Origin of the sequence: Kribbella sp. NPDC049227 (genome assembly GCF_043197265.1) — a bacterium.
Classification (GTDB): Bacteria; Actinomycetota; Actinomycetes; order Propionibacteriales; family Kribbellaceae; genus Kribbella.
This window is the reverse complement of record NZ_JBICST010000002.1, coordinates 1182823-1203443: the sequence shown is the minus strand read 5'-3', so window position 1 is coordinate 1203443 and position 20621 is coordinate 1182823. Positions and strand designations below refer to the sequence as shown.

Below are 20621 nucleotides of genomic sequence, written 5' to 3'. Positions count from 1 at the left end.
GCCGGCGAGGTGTTGAAGATCAGGCAGGGCGCGTTGCCCGCGGTGATCGCGGCGCCGATGACCTCCTCGGAGCTCTTCCCGGTCGGGATCTCCTGTCCGGTGATCTTCTGGTCCGCGTGGCCTGCGTTCCAGGCCGTGACCATCTGCTTGGCCCAGGCCACTTCCTCGGCGTTGTTCGAGTACCAGACGGAGATCTCGCCGCGCGCCTGGGTCGCTGCGCCCGTACTGCCACCGTCCCCGCAGGCGGCGGCACCGCCTGCTAGAGCAAGAACTAACGCGGCAGCGATGGTCATGCGTTTCATGAGTCCTCCAGTGGATCAACGGAGTGCTGGCGCGGCCGTGGATCCGCCGGATCGTCAGTGCGGGTGAGGATGCGTCCGATCCACACGGATGATGCTGGCGGTGAGCAAGCGAGGCCCGCCTGCCTGAGAGCAATCGCGCAGGGGAAGTGTGCTGCGGTTGTCATGGCAACTCCCCTCTCTCCGTTGGTCGGCGTTCTCAGTAGCCGGGTGCGACGGGGTTTTGTGTTGCGGCGCTGACCGGGCTGGGGTTCGCCAGGGGCGCGCCGGCCGGGGAGACGACGGTCCACACGCCGCCGTCGAGGTTGATGCCCTGACCGTTGGTCTGGCCCGGGGTGGAGTCGCCGACGAAGGTGTACAGGGGGTGGCCGGCGACGGTCAATTGGCGGTGGCCGTCGTCCCGGGTGGTCGAGCCGACCTTGCCGGTCACGCCGGGCGAGAACGTCGGCAGCGAGTCGGGCGCTGGTACGTAGGGCCAGTTGACCGCACAGGCTGCGGCGCACGTCGACATGTTGTTCTTGTCGTTGGCGAACTGGTAGATGGTGCGGCCTTGGCCGTCAACGAGGATGCTGCCGAGTGCAGTGGTTTGCGCGCTGACCGGATCGCCGGTCGCCGGCGGAACCGGCACCGGTACCGGCACCGATCCGGATGGACTGCCGCAGTTGGCCGCGACGAACATCAAGGCGGCGGCTGCCAAAGACGCCGTTGGGAGCTGGAGGCGCCGGCGGTGGATCGTGCCTGACTTCCGATTGGTGAACACTTGTCGCTCCTACCGTGAGCTGATCGTCAGCTGGTGTGCTGACGGATCTACGCTCGCGGCGACCGGCACCCGTCGGCGCCGGTAGGTTCCCGGGTTCGATCCCCGGTGTGCATGACCAGGGCACGAACGGGCCAGGCGGAGGGCCTGCACGCGGCCCGGCAGAGAAGGGCAACGGCCGAGCGACCGTGCCAACCGCCTCGAGAGGCTTGCCAAACCAGTGGGCGCACTCCCTACCATCGACCATGGGTCCGTCCAGCGGTCACCCGCGGTCAGTGTTGCGTGGTCGACGCAGCGAGTGCGCGGTACTGGCCAGGCTGTTGGACGAGGTATCCACAGGGCGGAGCTCCGTGCTGGTGCTGCGCGGCGAGGCGGGCTGCGGCAAGTCGGCTCTGCTTGACGTCATGCTCGAGCGCGCGGCGGGTTTCCGCGTCGCGCGAGTCGTGGGCGTCGAGTCGGAGATGGAGCTCGCCTATGCCGGCCTTCACCAGCTCTGTGCGCCGATGCTCGACCGGGTCGAGAAGTTGCCGGCCCCACAACGCGATGCGCTGCGAGTCGCATTCGGGCTGCAAGACGGCGACGCACCTGATCGCTTCCTCATCGGTCTTGCCGTCCTGACCCTGTTGGCGGGTGCGGCCGAGGAGCAGCCGCTCGCTTGCGTGATCGATGACGCACAGTGGCTCGATCGGGCCTCCGTGCAATCTCTGGCCTTCGTTGCACGACGACTGATGGCCGATCCGGTGGCCTTGATATTCGCCGTGCGGGAGCCGGGCGACGAGCTGACCGGCTTGCCGGAGCTCAAGGTTCAGGGCCTCGGCGAGCGCGACTCCCACCTGGTCCTGGCGTCGGCGATCCGTGGACCACTCGACGTACAGGTGCGCGACCGCATCGTCGCCGAAACGCGGGGCAACCCGTTGGCGCTGTTGCAGCTGCCGCGCGTGCTGACGCCGACCGAGCTGGCGGGCGGATTCGGCCTTCCCAATACGGCGGCTGTGGCGAGCCGCGTCGAGCAGAGTTTCTATCGACAGTTCCGATCGCTTCCGGACGACACGCAGCAGCTTCTGCTCACTGCCGCCGCTGAGCCCATCGGCGACATGACGCTCTTGCGCCGCGCAGCCGAATTGCAGGGGATCGGAGGCGACGCTGCAGCGCCTGCCGTAGCTGCAGGACTGGTCGAACTCGGCACCCGGGTCCGGTTCCGTCATCCGCTGGTCCGCTCGGCGGTCTACCAGTCGGTGTCCGTGGACGACCGGCAGGCGGTGCACCGTGCCTTGGCAGAAGCAACCGATGTGGTGCTCGATCCCGATCGTCGCGCCTGGCATCTCGCCCGCGCGGCGTCAGAGCCCGACGAGGCGGTGGCCGACGAGCTGGAGCGTTCGGCCGACCGGGCGCGCGCCCGCGGCGGCGCGGTCGCGGCGGCCGCCTTTCTGGAACGCGCGACCGAGCTGACGCCCGATCGCGCGCGCCGTGGAGCGCGTGCACTCGCCGCCGCTCAGGCCAAGCTCGAGGCCGGCGCGCCCGACTCAGCCCAGGCGCTGGTCGCGGCGGCAGAGTTGGGGCCGCTCGACGGCATCCGGCGGGCCGGGCTGGAACGGCTGCGCGCAAAGTTCTCGTTCTTGCTCAGACGCGGCAACGACGCTCCATCGCTACTGCTCAACGCCGCCGAACACCTCAAGGCGCTGGACGCACAGTCGGCGCGTGAGACTTACCTCGAAGCGCTCGGAGCGGCGATCTTCGCCGGCCGCCTCAGCAAGAACGGCGGCGGCGTGGCCGACGCCGCCGGCGCAGCCCTCACGGCGCCCCGGGCCCCGCAGCCGGCACGTGGGATCGATCTACTCCTCGATGGTCTCGTGAGAAGGTTCACCGAAGGCTACGAGGCAGGGGTGCAGCCGCTCCAGCGAGCGCTGCGCGCATTGTCCAAGGAAGAGGGCCGCAGTCAGGACGACAACCGCTGGCTCTGGCTGGGGTGCCGAATCGCCCCGGATCTGTGGGACGACGAGTCGTGGCACGAGCTGGCCACCCAGCAGCTTCGGCTCGCGCGGGACACGGGCGCGCTGACCGCCCTCCCGATCTCCCTCACCTATCGCGCCGGCGTTGACGTACATGCCGGCGAGTTCGCCTCCGCAGCAGAGCTCATCGACGAAGCCGACGCGATCACCGAGGTGACCGGCAGCCCCCCGCTGATGTACACCTCGCTGGTGCTCTCCGCCTGGCGGGGCCAGGAAGCCCAGGCCACAGCGCTGATCAGGACCAGCATCGAGGATGCAACAGCCAGGGGTGAAGGAAGGGCGATCGCCTTGGCGGACTACGCCACGGCGGTGCTCTACAACGGTCTCGGCCGCTACCAGGACTCGCTCGCCGCCGCGCAACGGGTCTGTGAACACGATGATCTGGGTCTCTTCGGCTGGGGTCTGACCGAGCTGGTGGAGGCGGCTGTGCGCAGCGATCGACCGGACATCGGCGCGACAGCCCTGCGGCGACTCGAGGAACGAACCCGCGCCGCCGGGACGGAATGGGCGCTCGGAATCGAGGCCCGCTCCCGTGCGACGCTGAGCGACGGCGAAGCCGCCGACGCCCTCTACCGGGAGGCCGTCGAGCGCCTCGCCCGGACCCGGATCACCGTCCACCTCGCCCGTGCTCAACTCCTGTACGGCGAATGGTTGCGTCGCGGGAACCGTCGCGTGGAAGCCCGCCAACAGCTTTACCGCGCCCACGAGACGTTCAGCCGCGCCGGAGCGGATGGATTCGCCGAGCGTGCCCGCCGCGAGCTGCTCGCCACTGGCGAGACACTACGCAGGCGGACAGTCGAGACGCACGAGGAGCTGACCGCACAGGAGGCGCAGATCGCCCGGCTGGCCCGCGACGATCTCACGAATCCCGAGATCGGCGCCCGGCTGTTCATCAGCCCTCGCACCGTCGAATGGCACCTTGGCAAGGTGTTCGCCAAACTTGACATCACCTCCCGAAAACAACTGCGCCGCGCGCTGCCCGACTCGACCTCTGCCACCTCGTAGGCGTAGTCAGACGAGCTTCACCATCGCTACTCGACGCGGCCGACAGTGGTGCGCGGCCGTTGCCCGGACCGGCCGCCTTCGGTGATCGCCTCGGCGGTGTAGAGGACTCATTTCAACGCAGTGACCGACATTTCGTGGCCTTTCCCAGTTGGGTCGATGTTCTCGCCTCACATCGGTGTGTCGAGGCGTCAGGTTTCCCTGCTAGCTTGCTGGCTTCGTTGACTCAGCTGGCGGCGGCTTCCTGCCATGTTGGCGGGCGGTGCTGGACGGCTGTCGCCGTTGGATTGGCGAGGTGGAGTGCGGTGGTGACGAGGCCGGCGTGGCTGAGGGCTTGTGGCGTGTTGCCGAGGTGGCGTCCGGTGATCGGGTCGTACTCCTCGCTGAGCAGGCCGACGTCGTTGCGCAAGGACAGCAGGCGGTCGAACAGCTCGGCGGCCTCATCCGTGCGACCGATTCCGTGAAGCGCGTCGGCAAGCCAGAACGAGCACGCCAAGAAGGCACCTTCCTCACCGTGGATGCCATCGACGTTGGTGCCCTCGGCGCCAACGGCGTAGCGGAGGACGAGACCGTCGCGGGTGAGGCTTCCTTGGATGGCGTCGACGGTGGCGACCATGCGAGGGTCTGCCCAGGGCAGGAATCCGTAGCGCGGCATGAGAAGGACCGAAGCGTCCAGGCGCGCGGAACCGTATGACTGGGTGAACGCTCGTCGCGACTGGCTGAATCCACGGCTGCAGATTTCCGTGTGGATCGCCTCCCGCAGATCACGTAGTTCGTCCAGGGACTCACGCGTGTGGTGGTTCTCGAGAACGCGGACGGCTCGGTCCACTCCGACCCAAGCCATCAGTTTGGAGTGGACGAAATGTCGTCGCGGTCCACGGACTTCCCAGATGCCGTTGTCCGGTTCGGCCCAGTTCTGTTCAAGCTGTGTGACCAGACCCCGTTCCAGATCTGCTTCGTCTGGGCGCGGCGGATCTTCTGCGGCGCGGGTCGCATGCAGAGCGTCGAGGACTTCGCCCCAAACATCGTTCTGTCGTTGGGTTGCCGCCCCGTTGCCGATGCGCACAGGTGTGGAGGCGGCGTGTCCAGGCAGCCAGTCCAGTGTCAGTTCGGGGAGGTGGCGCGTGCCGTCGACGGCGTACATGATCTGCGTTCCGGTCGGATCGCCGGCGACCGTCCGCAGTAACCAGTCACGCCAGGCTGAGGCTTCTTCGACGTATCCGGTGGCGAGGAACGCTCGCACGGTGAAGGCCGCATCGCGCAACCAGCAGAATCGGTAATCCCAGTTGCGCGAACCGCCGATCTGTTCGGGCAGTGACGTGGTTGCGGCGGCCAGGATGCCCCCGGTCGGCGCGAAGGTCAGTGCCTTCAGGATGATGAGAGATCGCTTCACTGCGTCTGCCCAAGGACCGGAGTAGGTGCACTTGCTCATCCACTGGAGCCAGTACCGTTCGGTGGCCGCGAGGTTGCCGGCGGCATCGACGGTAGGGAGTTCGAGCTGCGACGAGGGTAAGTGTCCAAAAGCGAAGGAAAGCCGCTGACCAGCCGAGACCACGAAGTCGCCGGTCAGGGTGCCGTTCGTCGCGGTCAGGGCGACGTCACTTCTCAGCCAGACGGAGTCTGGGCCTGCGGTTCCGACAAAGTGCCCTCCGACGCGGTGGAGGCTTGGCACGACCTTGCCGTAATCCATTCTGGGGGCCATGCACATGTGCATCCGAACCTCGCCCGCCAAGCCTTCCACGATGCGGACCACTTGCGGTCCTGCGCTGGTCGGCGGCATGAAGTCAGTGACGCGTACGGCGCCGTCCGGGGTGACCCATTCGGTATCGAGGATCAGCGAGTCGCCACGGTACTGGCGACGCGTGCATCGTCCGCCGCTCTGCGGCGCCAGGATCCATCGGCCGTTGCGGGCATCACCCAGAAGCGTCGCAAACACGGCCGGCGAGTCGAATCTCGGGAGGCAGAGCCAATCGATTGATCCGTCGACGCCGACGAGGGCGGCGGTGCGGAGATCGCCGATGAGTGCGTAGTCCTCTATCTGCTGCGTCATCATCGGCTCCTCTGCCCGTGGTGAACGACTCTTGCAACAACCGTCGCGGATCTGTCGGCCCGTGGCCCCAGTGAGGACCCGGGTGGTTGCCCCGGCAGAGTCCCCGGTAGCCAGTAAGAGCAGAGGGCCGGACATGGGCGACCGTCGGGATCGCTACGACCACCGGTACTCGGGATGACGAACCGATACCGAGCGACGTACCGTCGCCTCCGGACCTACGCGCCGCACCTGGCTCATGCCTGCCGAGATCACAACATTTGGTCGCTCGAAAAGCAGAACCAGGAGAGGCGCGAGGTCGAGAAAGGGCGTCCGTCCAACGTCGAGATTCACAGCGAGCTCCCGAATCGGCGGATGCGTCCCTCACTTCCTCCCGGCTACCCCGACGCGGCTGCGCCGTGGCGGATCCCGCCCGCAGTGCGCTTCGGCTACGTTACGGCCGTTGCTGGTGCCTTGCAGAGCACTCCCCGGCTGTTTGCCAACACCTCGTGCGAGTTCACTCGGCGGCCTGCAAGGCGGACGGCTGGTCCAGCGTGGCGTGGACACGGATCTCGACATTTCCCTGCAGGGCTCGCGAGACCGGACAGCTACGTTCGGCCTCATGGGCTGCCCGCTCAAGCGATGCGGCATCCGCTTGGGCGGCTAGAGCGTGGACGTCGAGGAGGCTCGAAACGATCGTCGGGTCGCCGGATGTCTCCAGCGTCACGGTGGCCATGACCCGCAGGAACTCCGGAGGCGTTCCGTATCCCGCGAGTACCGAACCCAGCGCCATGGCGAAGCATCCTGCGTGCGCCGCCGCGATGAGCTCCTCCGGGCTCGTCTTGCCTGCCGGCTCACCGAAGCGCGATGCGAGCGTGACCGGCAGGTCCCGAATCGCGCCGCTTCCTCCGGATGTGACCCCGGCGCCCCGTGCGATGCTCCCCGTCCAGTCAACCTGCGCCGTTCTCTGTACTGCTGCCATTGGATGCTCCTTCAATCATCGATGCGGGCCAGGACCCACTGCTGCGTGTCCAGGCGCCCTGTCTTTCAGTGCAACCGCTCGCCCGGGCGACATCGCGACGGATCAGCCCCGGACATTTGCCTGACTCAACTGTCATGCCGCGCAAGGCCCCATCGCGCCCGGGACACCCCGGGCACACCCCCCGGGGTGTGGTCGGCTACACCGGAGAGAGCAGCAGCGCCAGCCTGCCGAGCGCGCGGTATCCGCGGTTGGGTCGAGTCGACGAGTTCGTTCGGTGCGTCCACGACCAGGGTGCGCGCGCTGGCGCGGTTCGTGGCATCCCTTGCCCTGAGCAACGGGGCAGGTTCACGGGCGGATGCGCACGACTACGCGAACCTCAGAGGACGGCAAGCGCAGTCGGATCCCCGCGTTGCAGGCTCTCGGGTTGGTCGTGTGGGCTGCCTCAGTGGTGGCCGCGATGTCGGCGGGGGCGGGACTGTGGTTGGCCCTGATGTGCCATCCGGTTGGGCGGCGGAGGCTGGCAGGTATCAGCACTAGAGCGGCGATCCCGCCGCAACGGGAGGAAATCATGAACAGCAGGTACGCAGCCCTCGCAGCCTCTGCGTTGGCAATGGGCGCTGTCACCCTCATGGCGTCGGCAGCGTCCGCCGATGCGCAGGATCCGAACTACCCGTACACGGCCCCTCCCGTGCAGACCACTACGGAGCCGTGGCCGGACGAGGGGTCCGGCTATCCGCTGCCTGAGCCGAAGTCTTCGGCGTACAACTATCCTGCGTACAAGCTCGACGATCCAGTTGCGCCCGTCGTGGTCACCAGCAGGAGCGAGGTGCCGGTGGACGACGGCCTGGTCGAGGCTCTCCAGGTCACCGGGTCCGCACTTGGTGGTGCGGGTCTCGCTCTCGGTGGGGTGTGGCTGTACCGGCGGCGCCACGCACCGGTCCACTAGGCGCCGGTACGCCGTGCCCGCGCGGGTACGGCGTACCAGCGTTCGAGGACTCATCATCAGAGCCTTCGCCGAGCCCGCGTTGACCAGCGCACTACTCGTCCGTGCCTGGCGAAGACCGCAAATAGGCGAGGGTAGCCAGTACCCGGCGGTGCGACTGGGCGTCCTCGGTGATGCCGAGCTTGCTGAGGGTTTGGGTGACGTGAGCCTCGACAGTGCGGGTAGTGATGTGCAGCCGCCCCGCGATGGCGGCGTTGGACAGGCCTTCCGCGACCAGCCCGAGAACCTCTCGTTCCCGATCGGTGAGGTGGTCGAGAGGATTCTTGGATCGGCGTCGTCCCATCAGCCGAGCGACGATGGTCGGATCGATAACGGTCTCCCCCTCCGCGATCCGGCGCAGTGCGTCGACCAGGATCGCCCCGTCGAAGAGCCGTTCCTTGAGCAGGTAGCCGAGCCGCTCCGGGTGGTCGGAGATCAGCCGCAGGGCGTAGCTCGGCTCGATGTACTGAGACAGCACCAAGACGCCGATCTGCGGAGACTCGACCTGGATACGCCGCGCCGCGGCAAGGCCCTCGTCGGTATGGGTCGGTGGCATCCGGATGTCGGCGATCACCACGTCCGGACTCTGCTGCTGCACGAGCCTGAGTAGCTGCTCGGCGTCCGCCGCCTCGCCGACGACGTCCAGGCCGGCCCGACTGAGCAGGTGGACAATTCCCTGCCTGGTGAGCAGATTGTCATCAGCCACGACGACTCGCATGAACCCTCCCGTCAGCCGGATCCTCTGGCCCGCAGGGGATTTCGGCCCGCAGACCGTCGGCCTGCCTGGCGAGAGTGCCACCAAGGGCGCCGAGCCGGTCAGTGAGGTGTTCAGGCAACGCTCCGAACGCCCCACGGATCTCTACGACCAACCAATGACCGGGATGGGTCACTGCAATGGACAGGCTGCTGGTTGCCACCTCGACCGTGCGCGCGACGACGAGATAGGCCGTGCGTTCCACGGCGGCAGGCAAACGCTCGGGCGGAACAGCGCTGATCTCCAATGGGAACGTCGTCTCCTCAGCCAGCGACCACAGGGCCGCGTCGAGCCCTGCCTCGTCGAGGATCGCCGGAAAGATGCCGTTGGCGAGCTCCCGCAACTCGGCCAGGGCCGATTGTGCTTCGGCGAGAGCAAGGTCGAATGCTGCGGCGAGCTCGGGGTCGGTCGTGGCGGCACGGGCGAGACGGAGCTCGTAGGTGAAGGCGAGTAGGCGCTGTTGGGCTCCGTCGTGCAGGTCCCGTTCCAGATGTCGCCTGGCCTCGTCGGCCGTCTCCACGATACGTGTACGGGACGAGCGCAGATCCTCCATCCGAGCCTGTACTTCGGCCGCCAGTCGCTCGTTGTCGATCGCCAGCCGCGCCGCCGAGCCGATCTGCTCCTCGAGCTCACTAGCGTCGTACAAGCCGGCGTCGTGTTCGACGAGCGCGACTGGCTGACCGTGACGAACGACGAAGGTCGCCGCTCGACCGGGGCCGACCTGCCTGGTGATAGGTCGTCCGGCCGCGTCGACATAGCGCTGCGAGCCCGGCAGCCAGTAGGACACCCGGAGGCTCACGTCTCCGAGCGTACGGACAAGCACTGACTGCAACGAACCGGGCGATGGCGCGGCACCGAGGTCGTCCGCGAGGCGTGCGACCGCGAAGCGCCGATGGCGTGCGCGAAATACCGCCCAGGCCAGACCGATCGCCAGGCAGGTCAACGCGATTGCCTGGACGACATAGATCGAGCGGAAGACGACCTTGGTCGGGTCCTCTGCGGGATCGCGCAGCAATGCCACCGCGTAGGCGGCGTAGCCGCCGGCAGCAACCGCGGCCGGCACTACGACGAGCCACCACGTCGCGCGGGTCGCCCGGTCGGCATGAGTCAGCCGCCATGCGGCGATTCCGAGAGTCAGGGCACCGGCGGCGAGCGCGAATCGGAGCCAGAACTCGTCGACTTCACGCGCCAGGTCTGGGTTCGGAACGACCAGGAAGGCGTTGCCGGAGCAGTTGCTCCAGCAGTCGGGGTCGAGGAACGGATCGCGCACGACGGCCCGCGCGACGCTCAGGCCGGCCGCGACCAGCCATCCGACGCCTGTCGCGACTCGGCCCCACGTCGTCGAGGCTCGTCTTGAGGGGTAGGAGATGACGAGGTGTATGAGGGCCGGCAGCACCAACGGTGCCACCGCCATGCCTAGACTCCGGGCGAGCTCGGGGCCGGCGCCCCAACCGGTCCACATCGACGCGAACCACCCCAATCCGGCGACGATGGTGAGCTGCCCGGCGGTACCGATCGTTCGATCCCACACCGCGAAGGTGCCTGCCATGACCAGGCCGAGACCAGCGGCGATGGTCAGCGCAGCGACGCTGCCCGACACCTGCGCGTAGTTGGTGACCCGTTGATCCGACGTACTCAGCGCGCCGATCGCGGCTGCAGCGCCGACCACCCCGAGGACCGGCAGCAGCCATCGGATGACGATGGCGCCTGCCGGCCTGTCCATGGACTGATTGTGACGACTCCTTGTCGATCCGGCCATTGTGGCTGGCCACGAGGACCTACCCGTTGACTGGTGAGACCATCCAGAGGTGAGCAACACGGTGCTCGTCGTTGATGATCACCCTGACTTCCGGGCCGCCGCATCGGCGTTGCTCGCGGCCGAGGGCTTCGACGTCGTCGGCGTGGCGGCGACCGGGCATCAAGCGGTACAGCTCACCACTGTCCTCCAGCCGGATGTGGTGCTGCTCGACATCAGGCTTCCCGACCTGGACGGGTTCGCAGTGGCGGCGCGGATCGCCGAGTTGGTCGACCCGCCGGTCGTCGTACTCGTCTCGAGCCGGGACGCGCGTACGTACGGGCCGCGCCTGGTGAACGCATCTGCCTTGGGGTTCCTGACAAAGAACGAGCTGAGCGGTGCCGCGCTACGCCGCCTGCTGGATGGTGGCCCACGTGCTCAGGTCTGACCTCATGGTCGTGCTGACCGTCGGCGCGTTCGGCGTACTCAGCGAACGGGTCGCCATCGTCGATGGACAACCAGAGGTCTGGGTGCCCGACCTCGCGGTTGGTCTGGTGTTCCTCGCTGCTGCCCTGCTGGTCAGCCGGACGGCGACGGTCGGGATGGCCTCACGTGCGATGGGATCCGCCATCCTGCTGGGTGCAGTGGCGGTCACATGGTTCGCAGGCAATCTCGCCTGGGCAGCCTTGTATTGGCACCGCGGCCCGCTTTTCCACCTGCTGCTCGCCTATCCGGGTTGGCGGGTGAGCGGCCGGCCGGGCCGGGCCTTGGTCCTCCTCGCCTATGTTGCTGCCGTCCTTACACCCGTATGGGCTAGCGAATCTGCAACCATCGCATTGTCCGTGGTGCTCGTCACGGGAGCGATTCTCCGGCACCGGACAGCCACAGGTCTTGCACGAGGATTTCGCCCAGTAGCCTGGGCTGCCGGCGCTCTCGGGGCAGTGCTGGTCGGCGGTGCCGTCGCGCGGCTCGCCGTACCCGCCGGTTCCGCCGTGCTTCCCGCGCTCTGGGCGTACCAAGCGGCGTTGTGTGCCGTCGCGGTCGCCGCCGCCGCGGGCGTACGGCGGTCGCGACCAGGAAACGTGGCCGATCTCGTTGTGGAACTCGGCGAGACTCAGTCGGGCACGCTGCGGGATGCGCTCGCACGCGCCCTCGGCGACCCCACACTGCAAGTCGGCTTCTGGTCGCGACGCAACAACGAGTACTCCGACCCGGCGGGCATCCCAGTCGCAGTACCGCCGCCTGGCGCAAGCCAGTCGGCCACTTTCGTCAGGCGGAACAGTGATCCGTTCGCCATCCTCGTGCACGACGCCACCGTCCTGGACGATCCTGCTCTGATGAAGGCGGTCGCGGACGCTACCCGGCTCACAGCGTCCCATGTCGAACTGCAGGCCGCCGTACGTGAGCAACTGGCCGAACTGGCCGCATCCCGGCGGCGGCTCCTCGTCGCCGGGGACGATGAACGGCAGCGCATCGAGCAACGCCTGCATGACGGCGCCCGTGGGCGACTGGTGCGGATGAGGACTGCACTCCACTCCACAACCGTCGATGCCGACGCGTGCGATGCGTTGCGGCTGGCGTACGGCCACCTGGACGGCTCTCTCGCCGACCTGAACGAACTCGCCCGGGGCCTTCATCCTCGTGAACTCAGCAACGGCCTGCGCGACGCGCTGGCCGCCCTGCTGGAACGCCATCCGACGCCGGCGGAGCTCACGGCGACGGACCAGCGGTTCCCACCAGCTCTCGAGGTCACGGCGTACTACGTCTGCGCGGAGGCATTGGCGAATGTCGCCAAGTACGCGGCTTCGTCACAAGTGACGGTAGAAGTGGCGAGAAGACGCGACCGGCTCTGGGTGAGGATCGCCGACGACGGCATCGGTGGCGCCGACCCGGCCCGTGGAAGCGGACTCGTCGGCCTCACTGACCGCGTCGAGGCACACGGCGGCAGCTTGACGGTGCACTCGCCTCCTGGCGCCGGTACCCGCATCATCGCCGAACTGCCCTTGGACGACCAATGAGTCCGTCTGCGTCACGGGCGCGGCAGCCGTCGACTGTGGCTGGCCACAGTGGACGGCGACCAGAGCTGGGAGCTCGCCGCGATGCGCGGACGCACGGCATTTCCTACCGTCGATCTCGTCCATCGACTTCGGGAGGAAACAATGGGTAGGACAACGAATCCCCTTCGGTGCTTGGTGATTCTCGCGATCGCCTCAGTCTCTCTGGTGGCCTGCACCAGCGAGCCGGCCGGAAACAAAGCGGGTGGCGACGCCGGACCTATAACCCTCCGCATCGGTACAGCCGACTACCTCGGGCGCCCGTCGGCCGACGCCATCGAGGAGTTCGCCCGCCAGGCCAAGGCGCGGTCCGGCGGGCGGCTCATCATCGAGCCGGTCTGGCAGGCGGCTGGTGACGGCGCGGACGACTGGGACCAGGTCGTGGCTCGGATGGTCAAGGATGGACGGCTCGATCTCGGCATGATCCCGACGAGAGCTTGGGACACCGAGGGGGTGACGAGCCTTCTTGCTCTGCAAGCACCGTTCCTCGTCTCGTCTGATGCGTTGGCCGACCAGATCGTCGTCGCCGACCTGGCCGACGAGATGATGGCCGGCCTGAACAAAGCCGACGTCACCGGACTGGCATTGTTGCCGGAGAGCCTGCGACACCCGTTCGGCTTCGGCCGCGCCCTGCTGTCGCCGAAGGATTACGCCGGCAAGACGTTCCGCACCCCCCGGTCTGAGCTGGGCGAAGCAACCTTCTCCGCACTCGGCGCGAAGCCAGCAGATCTCAACGGCGAGGCAGGCCAGGAGGCCATCCAGACTGGAAAGGTGGCGGGCACCGACACCGGCTTCGTCCTCGCCGAGTCTCTGCAGGCTCCCGCCATTGCTACCGGCAACGTCACGTTCACCACCAAGGTGAACTCACTCGTCATCAACTCCAAGGTGTTGAGCGAACTGGCGCCGACAGCCACGAGAGTGTTGAAGGACGCGGCCTCGGCCACCCGGCGTTGGGTACTGGACCATCGGGTCACCGAAGCCGAGGCGGCGAGGCAGTACTGCAGCGGGGGCGGCGCAATCGTCGCCGCAAGCACTGCCGACCTCACTGCGCTCACTCGAGCGGTGCAACCGGTGTACGACCAACTCGAGCGCGACGCCGCGACGAAGCGCCTGCTCGATCGGATCCGCGAGCTCAAGCGGACCGTACAAGTCCCCGCGGCGGCGGGCGCCACCCCTTGCCGAGCCGGCACCCGAGCCACCCCGCCACCAGCAACCGGCGACCAGCGCATCCTCAACGGCGTCTACCGATACAAGATCACGCAGCAGGAACTGCGCGACCTCGGCGTAACCAATGCGCGTGACCTGGCCAGGAACGAGGGCACGTACACCTGGAGACTGAACGACGGGCGGTACACCTTCGACCAGGCTGCCCCGGGAGAGGCGGACCACCAAGAGGGCACCTACACCATCGCCGACAACCGCGTCACCTTCCAGCTGCCGTGGGTCAACGACCTGCAGGTGACCTTCACCTGGACGATCTCGGACAAAGTCCTCACCATCCAAGTAGACGACAAGACAGAGCTCCTCCTCAAAGCGCTCTTCACCACACACCCCTGGCTCAAGATCGCCTGATGTTCTACGGCAGGCCAGCATGCCAACTGCTGCAAACCAAGCGCGCACAGCCGCTCAGGGGCAGGTCTTCTCGTATGGGCGGTTACCGAAGGCCTGACTCCACTCGTCGGCGGTCAGGTTGCGCCCGGCCATCGCACAGGCGGCGGCGATCGCGCGCTCGATCCGCGTGTCCCACCGATAGACCATCCCGTCGTACGCCGCGATCTGTACGACGTCGTTGCCGTCGGCAAAACTCGGGACCGCGCCGACCGGCTTGCCCCCGCTCGCGACGCTCACCTGTCCGAGAAGCTCGAGGGAGTGCGCGTCCCACAGACTCACTGTGCCGTCGTCTGCCCCGGACACCAACTTGGATCCGTCCGGCGAGAAGCGGACGAACACGGCTTCGTCGCTATGCCCAAGGGTCGGCGCGTGTCGCAGTGAGCGCGTGGCCACGTCGATGGTGAACAGCTCGCCGCTGGCACCGGCCAGAGCGATCATGCTCCCATCGGGTGAGTAGCTCGCGTAGTCGGGATCAAGATCCGCATCCCCCTCCGCGAGCACCTGGCCTGTCTCGACCCGGACGATCTGCCAGTGCACGTTGGCGTCGTCGTGCAAGTCGTCGAAGAACACCGAGGTCCGGCCGTTGGGGGCGGGCGCGGTACAGCAGGCTGCGCGCCGGGCGAACTCGACGCTCTCGTGCTCCAGACCGTCCTCGAACGACCTGTACCCCTGCTTGTTGCCTGCCACCAGCGTGGTCCCGTTGTCAACGTAGGCGATCGAGCTGATGTCCAAGCCTTTCGCCTGATTGAGCAGCTTGCCGTTATCGGCGTCGACGACTGAGATCGCGTGCGCGTCGTGAACGGCCAGCCGCTTGCCGTTCGGGTGCCAGGCCGCCGGCGTCCACGGTCCTCCCTCCAGCGAGAGCCCGAGGTTCGTCGGTGTCGTCGTGCGCCCCGTCACCGGGTCGCTGAAGGTCACCCAGGAACCTTCTGCGTCACGCCACAGGTAGGCGATGGACCGGCCGTCGTCGGAGGGAAGGACGTGAAGGTATCGACGTACCGGAGCGGACGGAGCGTGCGAGAGGTACTGCCGTTGTCCGGCGAGGTCGTAGGCGCGCAGGATTCCCTCACTACCACCCGTGTAGAGCGTCCTCCCGTCCGGGCTGAACGCGACCGCCCACGACGCCTCCGCGGTCTGGATCCGTTGGATCGGATCTCCGGTAGCCGCGTTCCAGACCATGACCTCCCGGTTGTAGTCGGCCACGGCGATCCTTGTGTCATCGGCGGAGAAGGCGAAGCCGCGAGTCTCGTCGGACTGGCTGCGCAGCACCCTGATCGTCTTCCCCGTGCCGGCGTCGACCAATGCCGTCGCCGCGCTGTCCAGGTGCGCCGGCTTGAGCTGCTGTACCGCCAGCAGGGAGCCGGTAGAGCTGACATCGATACTCAGTGTGCCGACCAGATCCTGCCGCCGCCACTGTGCCTTGCCGGTGGCCACGTCGTACGCCGCGAGCGGCGACGAGGAGTAGATCGTCCGGCCGTCAGGACTCAGGGCGACCCTTTGAACAGTGCGCGGAAGCGCGACCCACCGCGGCGGCCGGTGTATCGCTCGGAGATCCCACACCAATCCGTAGGCAACGTCCCCGGCTGCTTCGAGCCCCTTCTGAACTCCGGCAGCGAGATGGCCACCGTCAGCACTGAAGGCCAGGCTGTGGAAGCGCAAGTCACCTGGCTCGGGAAGGGCCAACTGTTGCGGCGTCTCGTCCAGGGCGTCCGCGCTGAGCAGGCGAAGCGGACGCGTTGGATCAAGCGGTTGCCCGATCCCGTTCGCGGCGTACGCCGCGATCAGCCGGCCGTCCGGGCTGAATCGCGCAGTGGTGTACACCCGCTCGTCGATGACGACTTGGTGTGGGTCGATGCCGACCGGGCCCAAGGTGTAGGAGTCGAGCGCTCTCCCGGACGTCGCGTCGTACAGCTGAACCGTGGCCCGGCCGTCGCCGGACACGATCCGACGGCCGTCCGGTGACACGTCCAGATTCTCGATCCGGTCGAGCGGAGCGGGAGCGGAACGGAGGAGGCCGGGGTACTTGTTGATTGCGGCAACGAGGTTGGCCCGGGTTTCCGGCGAGTCCTGAAGGCGGACGCCGTGCGTGGCGAGGAGCAGCGAGTGGCTGATGTCGTCGGTGAGTTGAGCACGAGCGCCCACCTGACGGGCAAGTTCGCTGGTGGCTGCCTGTTCGGCTCGGTCGGACTGGCGTTCGGCGATCAGGCCGGCGATGAGCGCACCGACGAGGAGGAAGGCCCCTGTGACCAGCGCGACGCGGAGGCGGCGGTTGATGCTGAGCTGGCGGCGCGTCTGTACCTCGGCGGCGCGCAGCTCGGCCTGCGATGCTTGCGCGCTCGCGGCGAGGAAGTCCTGCTCGGTCGCTGTCAGCGTTGAACTCGTGTGCTCCTGCCAATCCGAGGCCTTGGCCAGGCGGCTGCCGCGATAGAGCTCGCTGTCCGGGCGGCCGAGGTCGTCCCAGGAGTCGGCCGCGACCGCGAGGTGGTGCAGGATCCGCTGGCCCTCCAGGTCGTCGTCGAGCCACTGCCGCAACCGCGGCCATGCCCGCGCAAGCGACTCGTGAGCGAGTCCGACGACACCGTCGTCGCTGGTGACGAGTCTCGACGCAACCAGTCGATCGAGGATCGCGTCGTCCGCGGGACCCGTCACGACGAGGCGGCGCGGCAGGCGGCTGCGGATCGGCTCACCATCCGGTCCTGGCGTGACCAGTCGCAGCAGGAGGTCACGCAGTACCGTTCGCTGTTCCGTAGCAGCCTGCTCGTAGATCTGCTCGGCCGACTGCGCGACCGCACCGCGAATTCCCCCCGACGCCCTGTACCCCGCGACGGTCAGTGTGCGGCCTTCTCGGCGTTGCCAGGTCTCGGCCAGTGCGTGGGACATCAGCGGCAGGGCACCCGGCTCATCCGCCACCTCGTTGACGACCAGGTCCGTCAGGCCGGGCTCCACCGTCAGGGCAGCCAGCCGGGCGGGCTGTTCGATCGCTGATCTCAGCGCGTCCCGCGTCATACCGGACAGCAGATACAGGCCTTGCTCAACCGTTCGGGCGAAGGCCGGGTGAGCGGAAATGTCGGCCATCCGATCGGCGCGCAAAGACACGATGACGATGCCTTCGAGGGAGCTCAGGGCGGCGAGGAACGCCGCGCGCTCGGCAGCGTCATGACACAAGGAGAAGACTTCCTCGCACTGGTCGACGACCAGAACCGGCGGTGGCCCGGTCCCGGGCATCGCGGCCGCCAGTGCGGAGACTGGATGCGCACCCGGAGTCATGATCGCCACCCGCTTGCCATCCGCACGGAACGCAGCGGCCACACCGGCGCGCACCAGCGACGATTTGCCGCAGCCAGATGGTCCGACGACGGCCAGCACTCGGGTGTCGGCCAGCTTGTGCAGGCAAGCGGCGATGTCGGCTCCGCGGCCGAAGAAGCCGTCCGCGTCCTCCACGTCGTACGACTCGAGGCCTCGGTACGGGCAGACCGTGTCTGGTTCCGGAAGCGCGCTCTCGGCAACGAGGGCTGGGTCCTGGCGCAGGATGGCCTGCTCCAGCGCGTCGATCTCGGGACTCGGGTCCAATCCCAGTTCGCGGTCCAGCACCTCGCGCAGCCGACGGATCGTCCGCAACGCCTCGCCCTGCTGACCCGCCTGGTATTGCGACATGGCCAGGAGCGCCCATCGTCCTTCCCGCAGTGGCGCTTCACTGACCAGGGCGCGCGCCTTGGCCAGCACCTTGTCGTGCTGCCCGGACCGCAAGGCTGCTTCGACGTACAGCTCCTCGGCGGCCTGGCGCAATTCGCTCAAGCGCTCGACCTCGATCCGTGCGACATCCCATCCATCCAGTTCGCTGTGTGGCTTGCCGCGCCAGAGCATCAGCGCATCCGCCAGCACAAGCGCAGATCGTTCGGCCTCGTCCGAGGCCAGCAGATCCCGGGCGCGGCTCACCGCATGCTCGAACCGCAGGGAATCGATCTCGTCGTGCGAGACCGCGAGCCGGTAGCCGAGCTGCACGGTCTGGATCGCGCCGGACCCGAGCACCTTGCGCAGCCGGACAACGCAGCCCTGAATGACTTTCTGCCAGGACAGCGGCAATTGGTCGCCCCAGATCACGTCGGCCAGCTCTTCCGCGCTGACCGCCTGACCGGGACGCACAGTCAATGCGGCAAGGACGATCCGATCGCGCCGAGCGAGAACCCTCGGTTTCCCCTGCTCCCCCTCGATCGTGAGCGGGCCGAGAACGGCGATACCCACCCTTCGACTGTCGACCGTAACGAGCCGTCCGTCAACGGGGCCGATACCGAGGTGATACCGGGTCAAGCCCAGCCGATACCTGCCCAGGCGACAACCGAACGGACGGACCGCCGGCAGTGGCGGTCCACGACGACAAGGAGCAGGGATCATGTCCACAACCAAGTTGCTGACGACAAGCGGTGCAGCCGTCCTCTTCGCACTGATGGCGACCGCCGGCCCGGCAGCGGCCATCGCAGTTCCCGAACCGGGCAACGGCACTCCATCTGTAACCGAGCCGGGTCCGCCCAACTATCCTGCGTACGACCCGCAGTACGAGGTGACCCCGGTTACGGCCGCCCAGGACACCAGCCTCGACGCGAGCTCGGCCGCTCTGGGTGCTCTCGCCGGGATCGCCCTGGCCGGAGCCGGCTTCGGCACCGCGCTGGTCGTCACCCGCCGCCGCGACAACACCCAATCAGCCTGACTACCCGTGCCCCGGGGCTCGGATCCGCGATCGGGTCCAGCTCCGGCGGCGGCTTTGCCGGCACCAGCATGTCGCGGTCGGTAGCTACAACATTTCGGTGACGGGCCGGCAACCTCTCGGCGACGATCCCTAGGCCTGTTGGGCCGAAAGCACCAGGTGCCGTTTGCCGGCGACTCAAGATTGTGCCGAAGCGCGTGTGATCGGGCCGCTTCGGTGAACCCAGCTTTGTTGCCAGGAGCATCGGAGCGGGTCGGCCACACGGGGGTGCGGCGCTAGATGAGGAGGTCGGCGATTTTGGCTATTCCGGTTTGGATGGTGCGGTTGGTGACGTTGCCGAAGCCGAGGATCAGTTGGCCTGGGGTGGTGGAGCGGGTCGATCGTTGCGTGCTCATTCCGTACAGGCCGACCGACCGGGCTCGAGCGGCCTCGCGCACTTCGAGCTCGTCGACGTCGGCTGGGAGGTGGGCGACTGCGTGGAAGCCGGCGGCGAGCCCGCTGACCGGCATCCCCTTGGCATGCTCGGCCAGGGCGTCGAGCAGGACCGTACGGCGGGTCCCGTACATAGCGCGGACCCTGCGCAGGTGCCGATCGTAACGACCGGACTCCATCAGACGCGCGAGCGCGAGTTGGTCGATTCCCGGACAGCCGCGGTCGAGGGCGTTCTTCTGGTCGGCCACAGCTTCGAGCATGGACGAAGGACACAGAACCCAGCCCAGCCGAACAGCGGGGGCGAGCGACTTACTCACTGTGCCGATCGCGAACACCCGGTCGGGCGCGAGACCCTGGACGACGCCGACCGGTTCCCGGTCGTAGCGAAACTCCGCGTCATAGTCGTCCTCGACGATCCACCCGTCGTTGCCGGTCGCCCAGTTCACCAACTCATGGCGTCGTTCCGGTGACAGGACCACCCCGGTCGGCCACTGGTGCGCCGGGGTGATGACCACGGCCTGTGCGCCGCTTGCCTGCAGTGCGGCTACGTCGATCCCCTGCGAGTCAACTGGCACCCGAATCAGGTCCGTCAACCCTGCCCAGGCCATCGCCAAGGTGCTCGTCTCGTCATAGCCAGGGTCCTCGAACGCGACCTTGGTGATGCCCTTGTCCGCCAACGCTTTCAGGACCAGGTTCAGCCCCTGACAGAAGCCCGCACAGACGACGAGTCGTTCCGGCGACGCCGCGGCCCCACGAACCCGGGCCAGGTAGCCGGCGAGGATACCGCGCAGTACGGCGCTCCCCCGGTGGTCGCCGTACCCAAGTGCCACGTTGGGAGCATCCCGGCAAGCCTGCTGGACCGCCCAGGCCCAATCGGTGCGCGGGAAGGACGCGAGGTCCGGCACGGCTGGAAGGAAGTCCGCCAGCAACCGAGGCTCCGGCGCAGGTGCCACGGCGTCCTCAGCTCTTGTGTCGGGCGAGATGTGGGCGCTCGCGGCCACCCGCGTTGCAGATCCCACCTGGGTGGTGAGATAACCCTCCGCCTGTAGCTGGCCGAAGCAATCCTGAACCAGACCACGAGAAACGCCGAGCGTTCGCGCCAACTCCCTGCTGGAAGGAAGCCGCTCACCGATCGACAGCCGACCGCCGCGGATCGCCTCACGGAGGCCGGTCTCCAACTGCACCCGCAACGGTTCCGGCCGCGACCGATCCAGCGGCAACAGCAACGCCGGGCCCAAACCGGACCACTGGATAGCCATGACATTGGACCTTATCG

The 20621-nt window shown here is 67.6% G+C and carries 13 protein-coding genes and 1 pseudogene; 6 read left to right on the top strand and 8 right to left on the bottom strand.

Annotated features, from left to right (window positions below; genetic code table 11):
- A pseudogene (locus ACGFH6_RS12435) lies at nucleotides 1-302 on the bottom strand (sugar ABC transporter substrate-binding protein); the annotation flags it as partial.
- A gap of 196 nt (nucleotides 303-498) precedes the next feature.
- The gene (locus ACGFH6_RS12430) at nucleotides 499-1059 is read right to left on the bottom strand and encodes a hypothetical protein (protein WP_393382999.1); all 561 of its coding nucleotides are present in this window, start codon (nucleotides 1057-1059) and stop codon (nucleotides 499-501) included.
- A gap of 242 nt (nucleotides 1060-1301) precedes the next feature.
- On the opposite strand from ACGFH6_RS12430, the gene ACGFH6_RS12425 reads away from it, so the two are divergent.
- A complete protein-coding gene (locus tag ACGFH6_RS12425) occupies nucleotides 1302-4070 on the top strand; it encodes an AAA family ATPase (RefSeq protein WP_393382997.1) in 2769 nt (922 codons plus the stop codon).
- A gap of 223 nt (nucleotides 4071-4293) precedes the next feature.
- Here ACGFH6_RS12425 and ACGFH6_RS12420 read toward each other — a convergent pair whose 3' ends face one another.
- Together ACGFH6_RS12420 and ACGFH6_RS12415 are read right to left on the bottom strand one after the other, a co-directional pair.
- A complete protein-coding gene (locus ACGFH6_RS12420) occupies nucleotides 4294-6117 on the bottom strand; it encodes a glycoside hydrolase family 15 protein (protein WP_393382996.1) in 1824 nt (607 codons plus the stop codon).
- Nucleotides 6118-6610: 493 nt separating this feature from the next.
- The gene (locus ACGFH6_RS12415; protein WP_393382994.1) at nucleotides 6611-7075 is read right to left on the bottom strand and encodes an OsmC family peroxiredoxin; all 465 of its coding nucleotides are present in this window, start codon (nucleotides 7073-7075) and stop codon (nucleotides 6611-6613) included.
- A 568-nt stretch (nucleotides 7076-7643) separates the two neighbouring features.
- Between ACGFH6_RS12415 and ACGFH6_RS12410 the strand changes: the two genes are divergently transcribed.
- Nucleotides 7644-8021, top strand: coding sequence for a hypothetical protein (locus tag ACGFH6_RS12410; protein ID WP_393382992.1), 378 nt, complete (start codon nucleotides 7644-7646; stop codon nucleotides 8019-8021).
- A 91-nt stretch (nucleotides 8022-8112) separates the two neighbouring features.
- Here the strand turns inward: ACGFH6_RS12410 and ACGFH6_RS12405 are convergent, their stop codons facing one another.
- Nucleotides 8113-8775 (bottom strand): response regulator transcription factor, encoded by a 663-nt coding sequence (locus ACGFH6_RS12405; RefSeq protein ID WP_393382990.1) that lies wholly within the window; start codon nucleotides 8773-8775, stop codon nucleotides 8113-8115.
- A complete protein-coding gene (locus ACGFH6_RS12400; protein ID WP_393382988.1) occupies nucleotides 8756-10534 on the bottom strand; it encodes a sensor histidine kinase in 1779 nt (592 codons plus the stop codon). Before ACGFH6_RS12400 ends, ACGFH6_RS12405 begins: the two co-directional genes overlap by 20 nt.
- A gap of 85 nt (nucleotides 10535-10619) precedes the next feature.
- On the opposite strand from ACGFH6_RS12400, the gene ACGFH6_RS12395 reads away from it, so the two are divergent.
- From ACGFH6_RS12395 to ACGFH6_RS12385, 3 genes are all read left to right on the top strand, one after another.
- Nucleotides 10620-10994 (top strand): response regulator transcription factor, encoded by a 375-nt coding sequence (locus ACGFH6_RS12395; RefSeq protein ID WP_393382986.1) that lies wholly within the window; start codon nucleotides 10620-10622, stop codon nucleotides 10992-10994.
- A complete protein-coding gene (locus ACGFH6_RS12390) occupies nucleotides 10981-12564 on the top strand; it encodes a sensor histidine kinase (RefSeq protein WP_393382984.1) in 1584 nt (527 codons plus the stop codon). Before ACGFH6_RS12395 ends, ACGFH6_RS12390 begins: the two co-directional genes overlap by 14 nt.
- Nucleotides 12565-12738: 174 nt before the next feature.
- Nucleotides 12739-14172, top strand: a complete 1434-nt coding sequence (locus tag ACGFH6_RS12385) for a TRAP transporter substrate-binding protein (RefSeq protein WP_393383028.1) — start codon at nucleotides 12739-12741, stop codon at nucleotides 14170-14172.
- Nucleotides 14173-14226: 54 nt separating this feature from the next.
- On the opposite strand, the gene ACGFH6_RS12380 is transcribed toward ACGFH6_RS12385, so the two are convergent.
- Nucleotides 14227-18453 carry a BTAD domain-containing putative transcriptional regulator gene (locus tag ACGFH6_RS12380; protein WP_393382983.1) on the bottom strand — a complete coding sequence of 1409 codons (4227 nt, stop codon included), beginning with the start codon at nucleotides 18451-18453 and terminating at the stop codon, nucleotides 14227-14229.
- Between the two features lie 148 nt (nucleotides 18454-18601).
- Here ACGFH6_RS12380 and ACGFH6_RS12375 point away from each other — a divergent pair, with 148 nt between their 5' ends.
- A complete protein-coding gene (locus ACGFH6_RS12375) occupies nucleotides 18602-18916 on the top strand; it encodes a hypothetical protein (RefSeq protein WP_393382981.1) in 315 nt (104 codons plus the stop codon).
- Nucleotides 18917-19188: 272 nt separating this feature from the next.
- Here ACGFH6_RS12375 and ACGFH6_RS12370 read toward each other — a convergent pair whose 3' ends face one another.
- Complete coding sequence (locus ACGFH6_RS12370; RefSeq protein WP_393382979.1) at nucleotides 19189-20604, bottom strand: PLP-dependent aminotransferase family protein; 1416 nt, start codon at nucleotides 20602-20604, stop codon at nucleotides 19189-19191.
- Between the last annotated feature and the right edge of the window lie 17 nt (nucleotides 20605-20621).

Bases quoted from the DNA above. Each gene is read 5' to 3' on its own strand.
- ACGFH6_RS12375 (WP_393382981.1), top strand. From the start codon at position 18,602: ATGTCCACAACCAAGTTGCTGACGACAAGCGGTGCAGCCGTCCTCTTC.
- ACGFH6_RS12405 (WP_393382990.1), bottom strand. From the start codon at position 8,775: ATGCGAGTCGTCGTGGCTGATGACAATCTGCTCACCAGGCAGGGAATT.
- ACGFH6_RS12410 (WP_393382992.1), top strand. From the start codon at position 7,644: ATGAACAGCAGGTACGCAGCCCTCGCAGCCTCTGCGTTGGCAATGGGC.
- ACGFH6_RS12415 (WP_393382994.1), bottom strand. From the start codon at position 7,075: ATGGCAGCAGTACAGAGAACGGCGCAGGTTGACTGGACGGGGAGCATC.
- ACGFH6_RS12425 (WP_393382997.1), top strand. From the start codon at position 1,302: ATGGGTCCGTCCAGCGGTCACCCGCGGTCAGTGTTGCGTGGTCGACGC.
- ACGFH6_RS12420 (WP_393382996.1), bottom strand. From the start codon at position 6,117: ATGACGCAGCAGATAGAGGACTACGCACTCATCGGCGATCTCCGCACC.
- ACGFH6_RS12370 (WP_393382979.1), bottom strand. From the start codon at position 20,604: ATGGCTATCCAGTGGTCCGGTTTGGGCCCGGCGTTGCTGTTGCCGCTG.
- ACGFH6_RS12400 (WP_393382988.1), bottom strand. From the start codon at position 10,534: ATGGACAGGCCGGCAGGCGCCATCGTCATCCGATGGCTGCTGCCGGTC.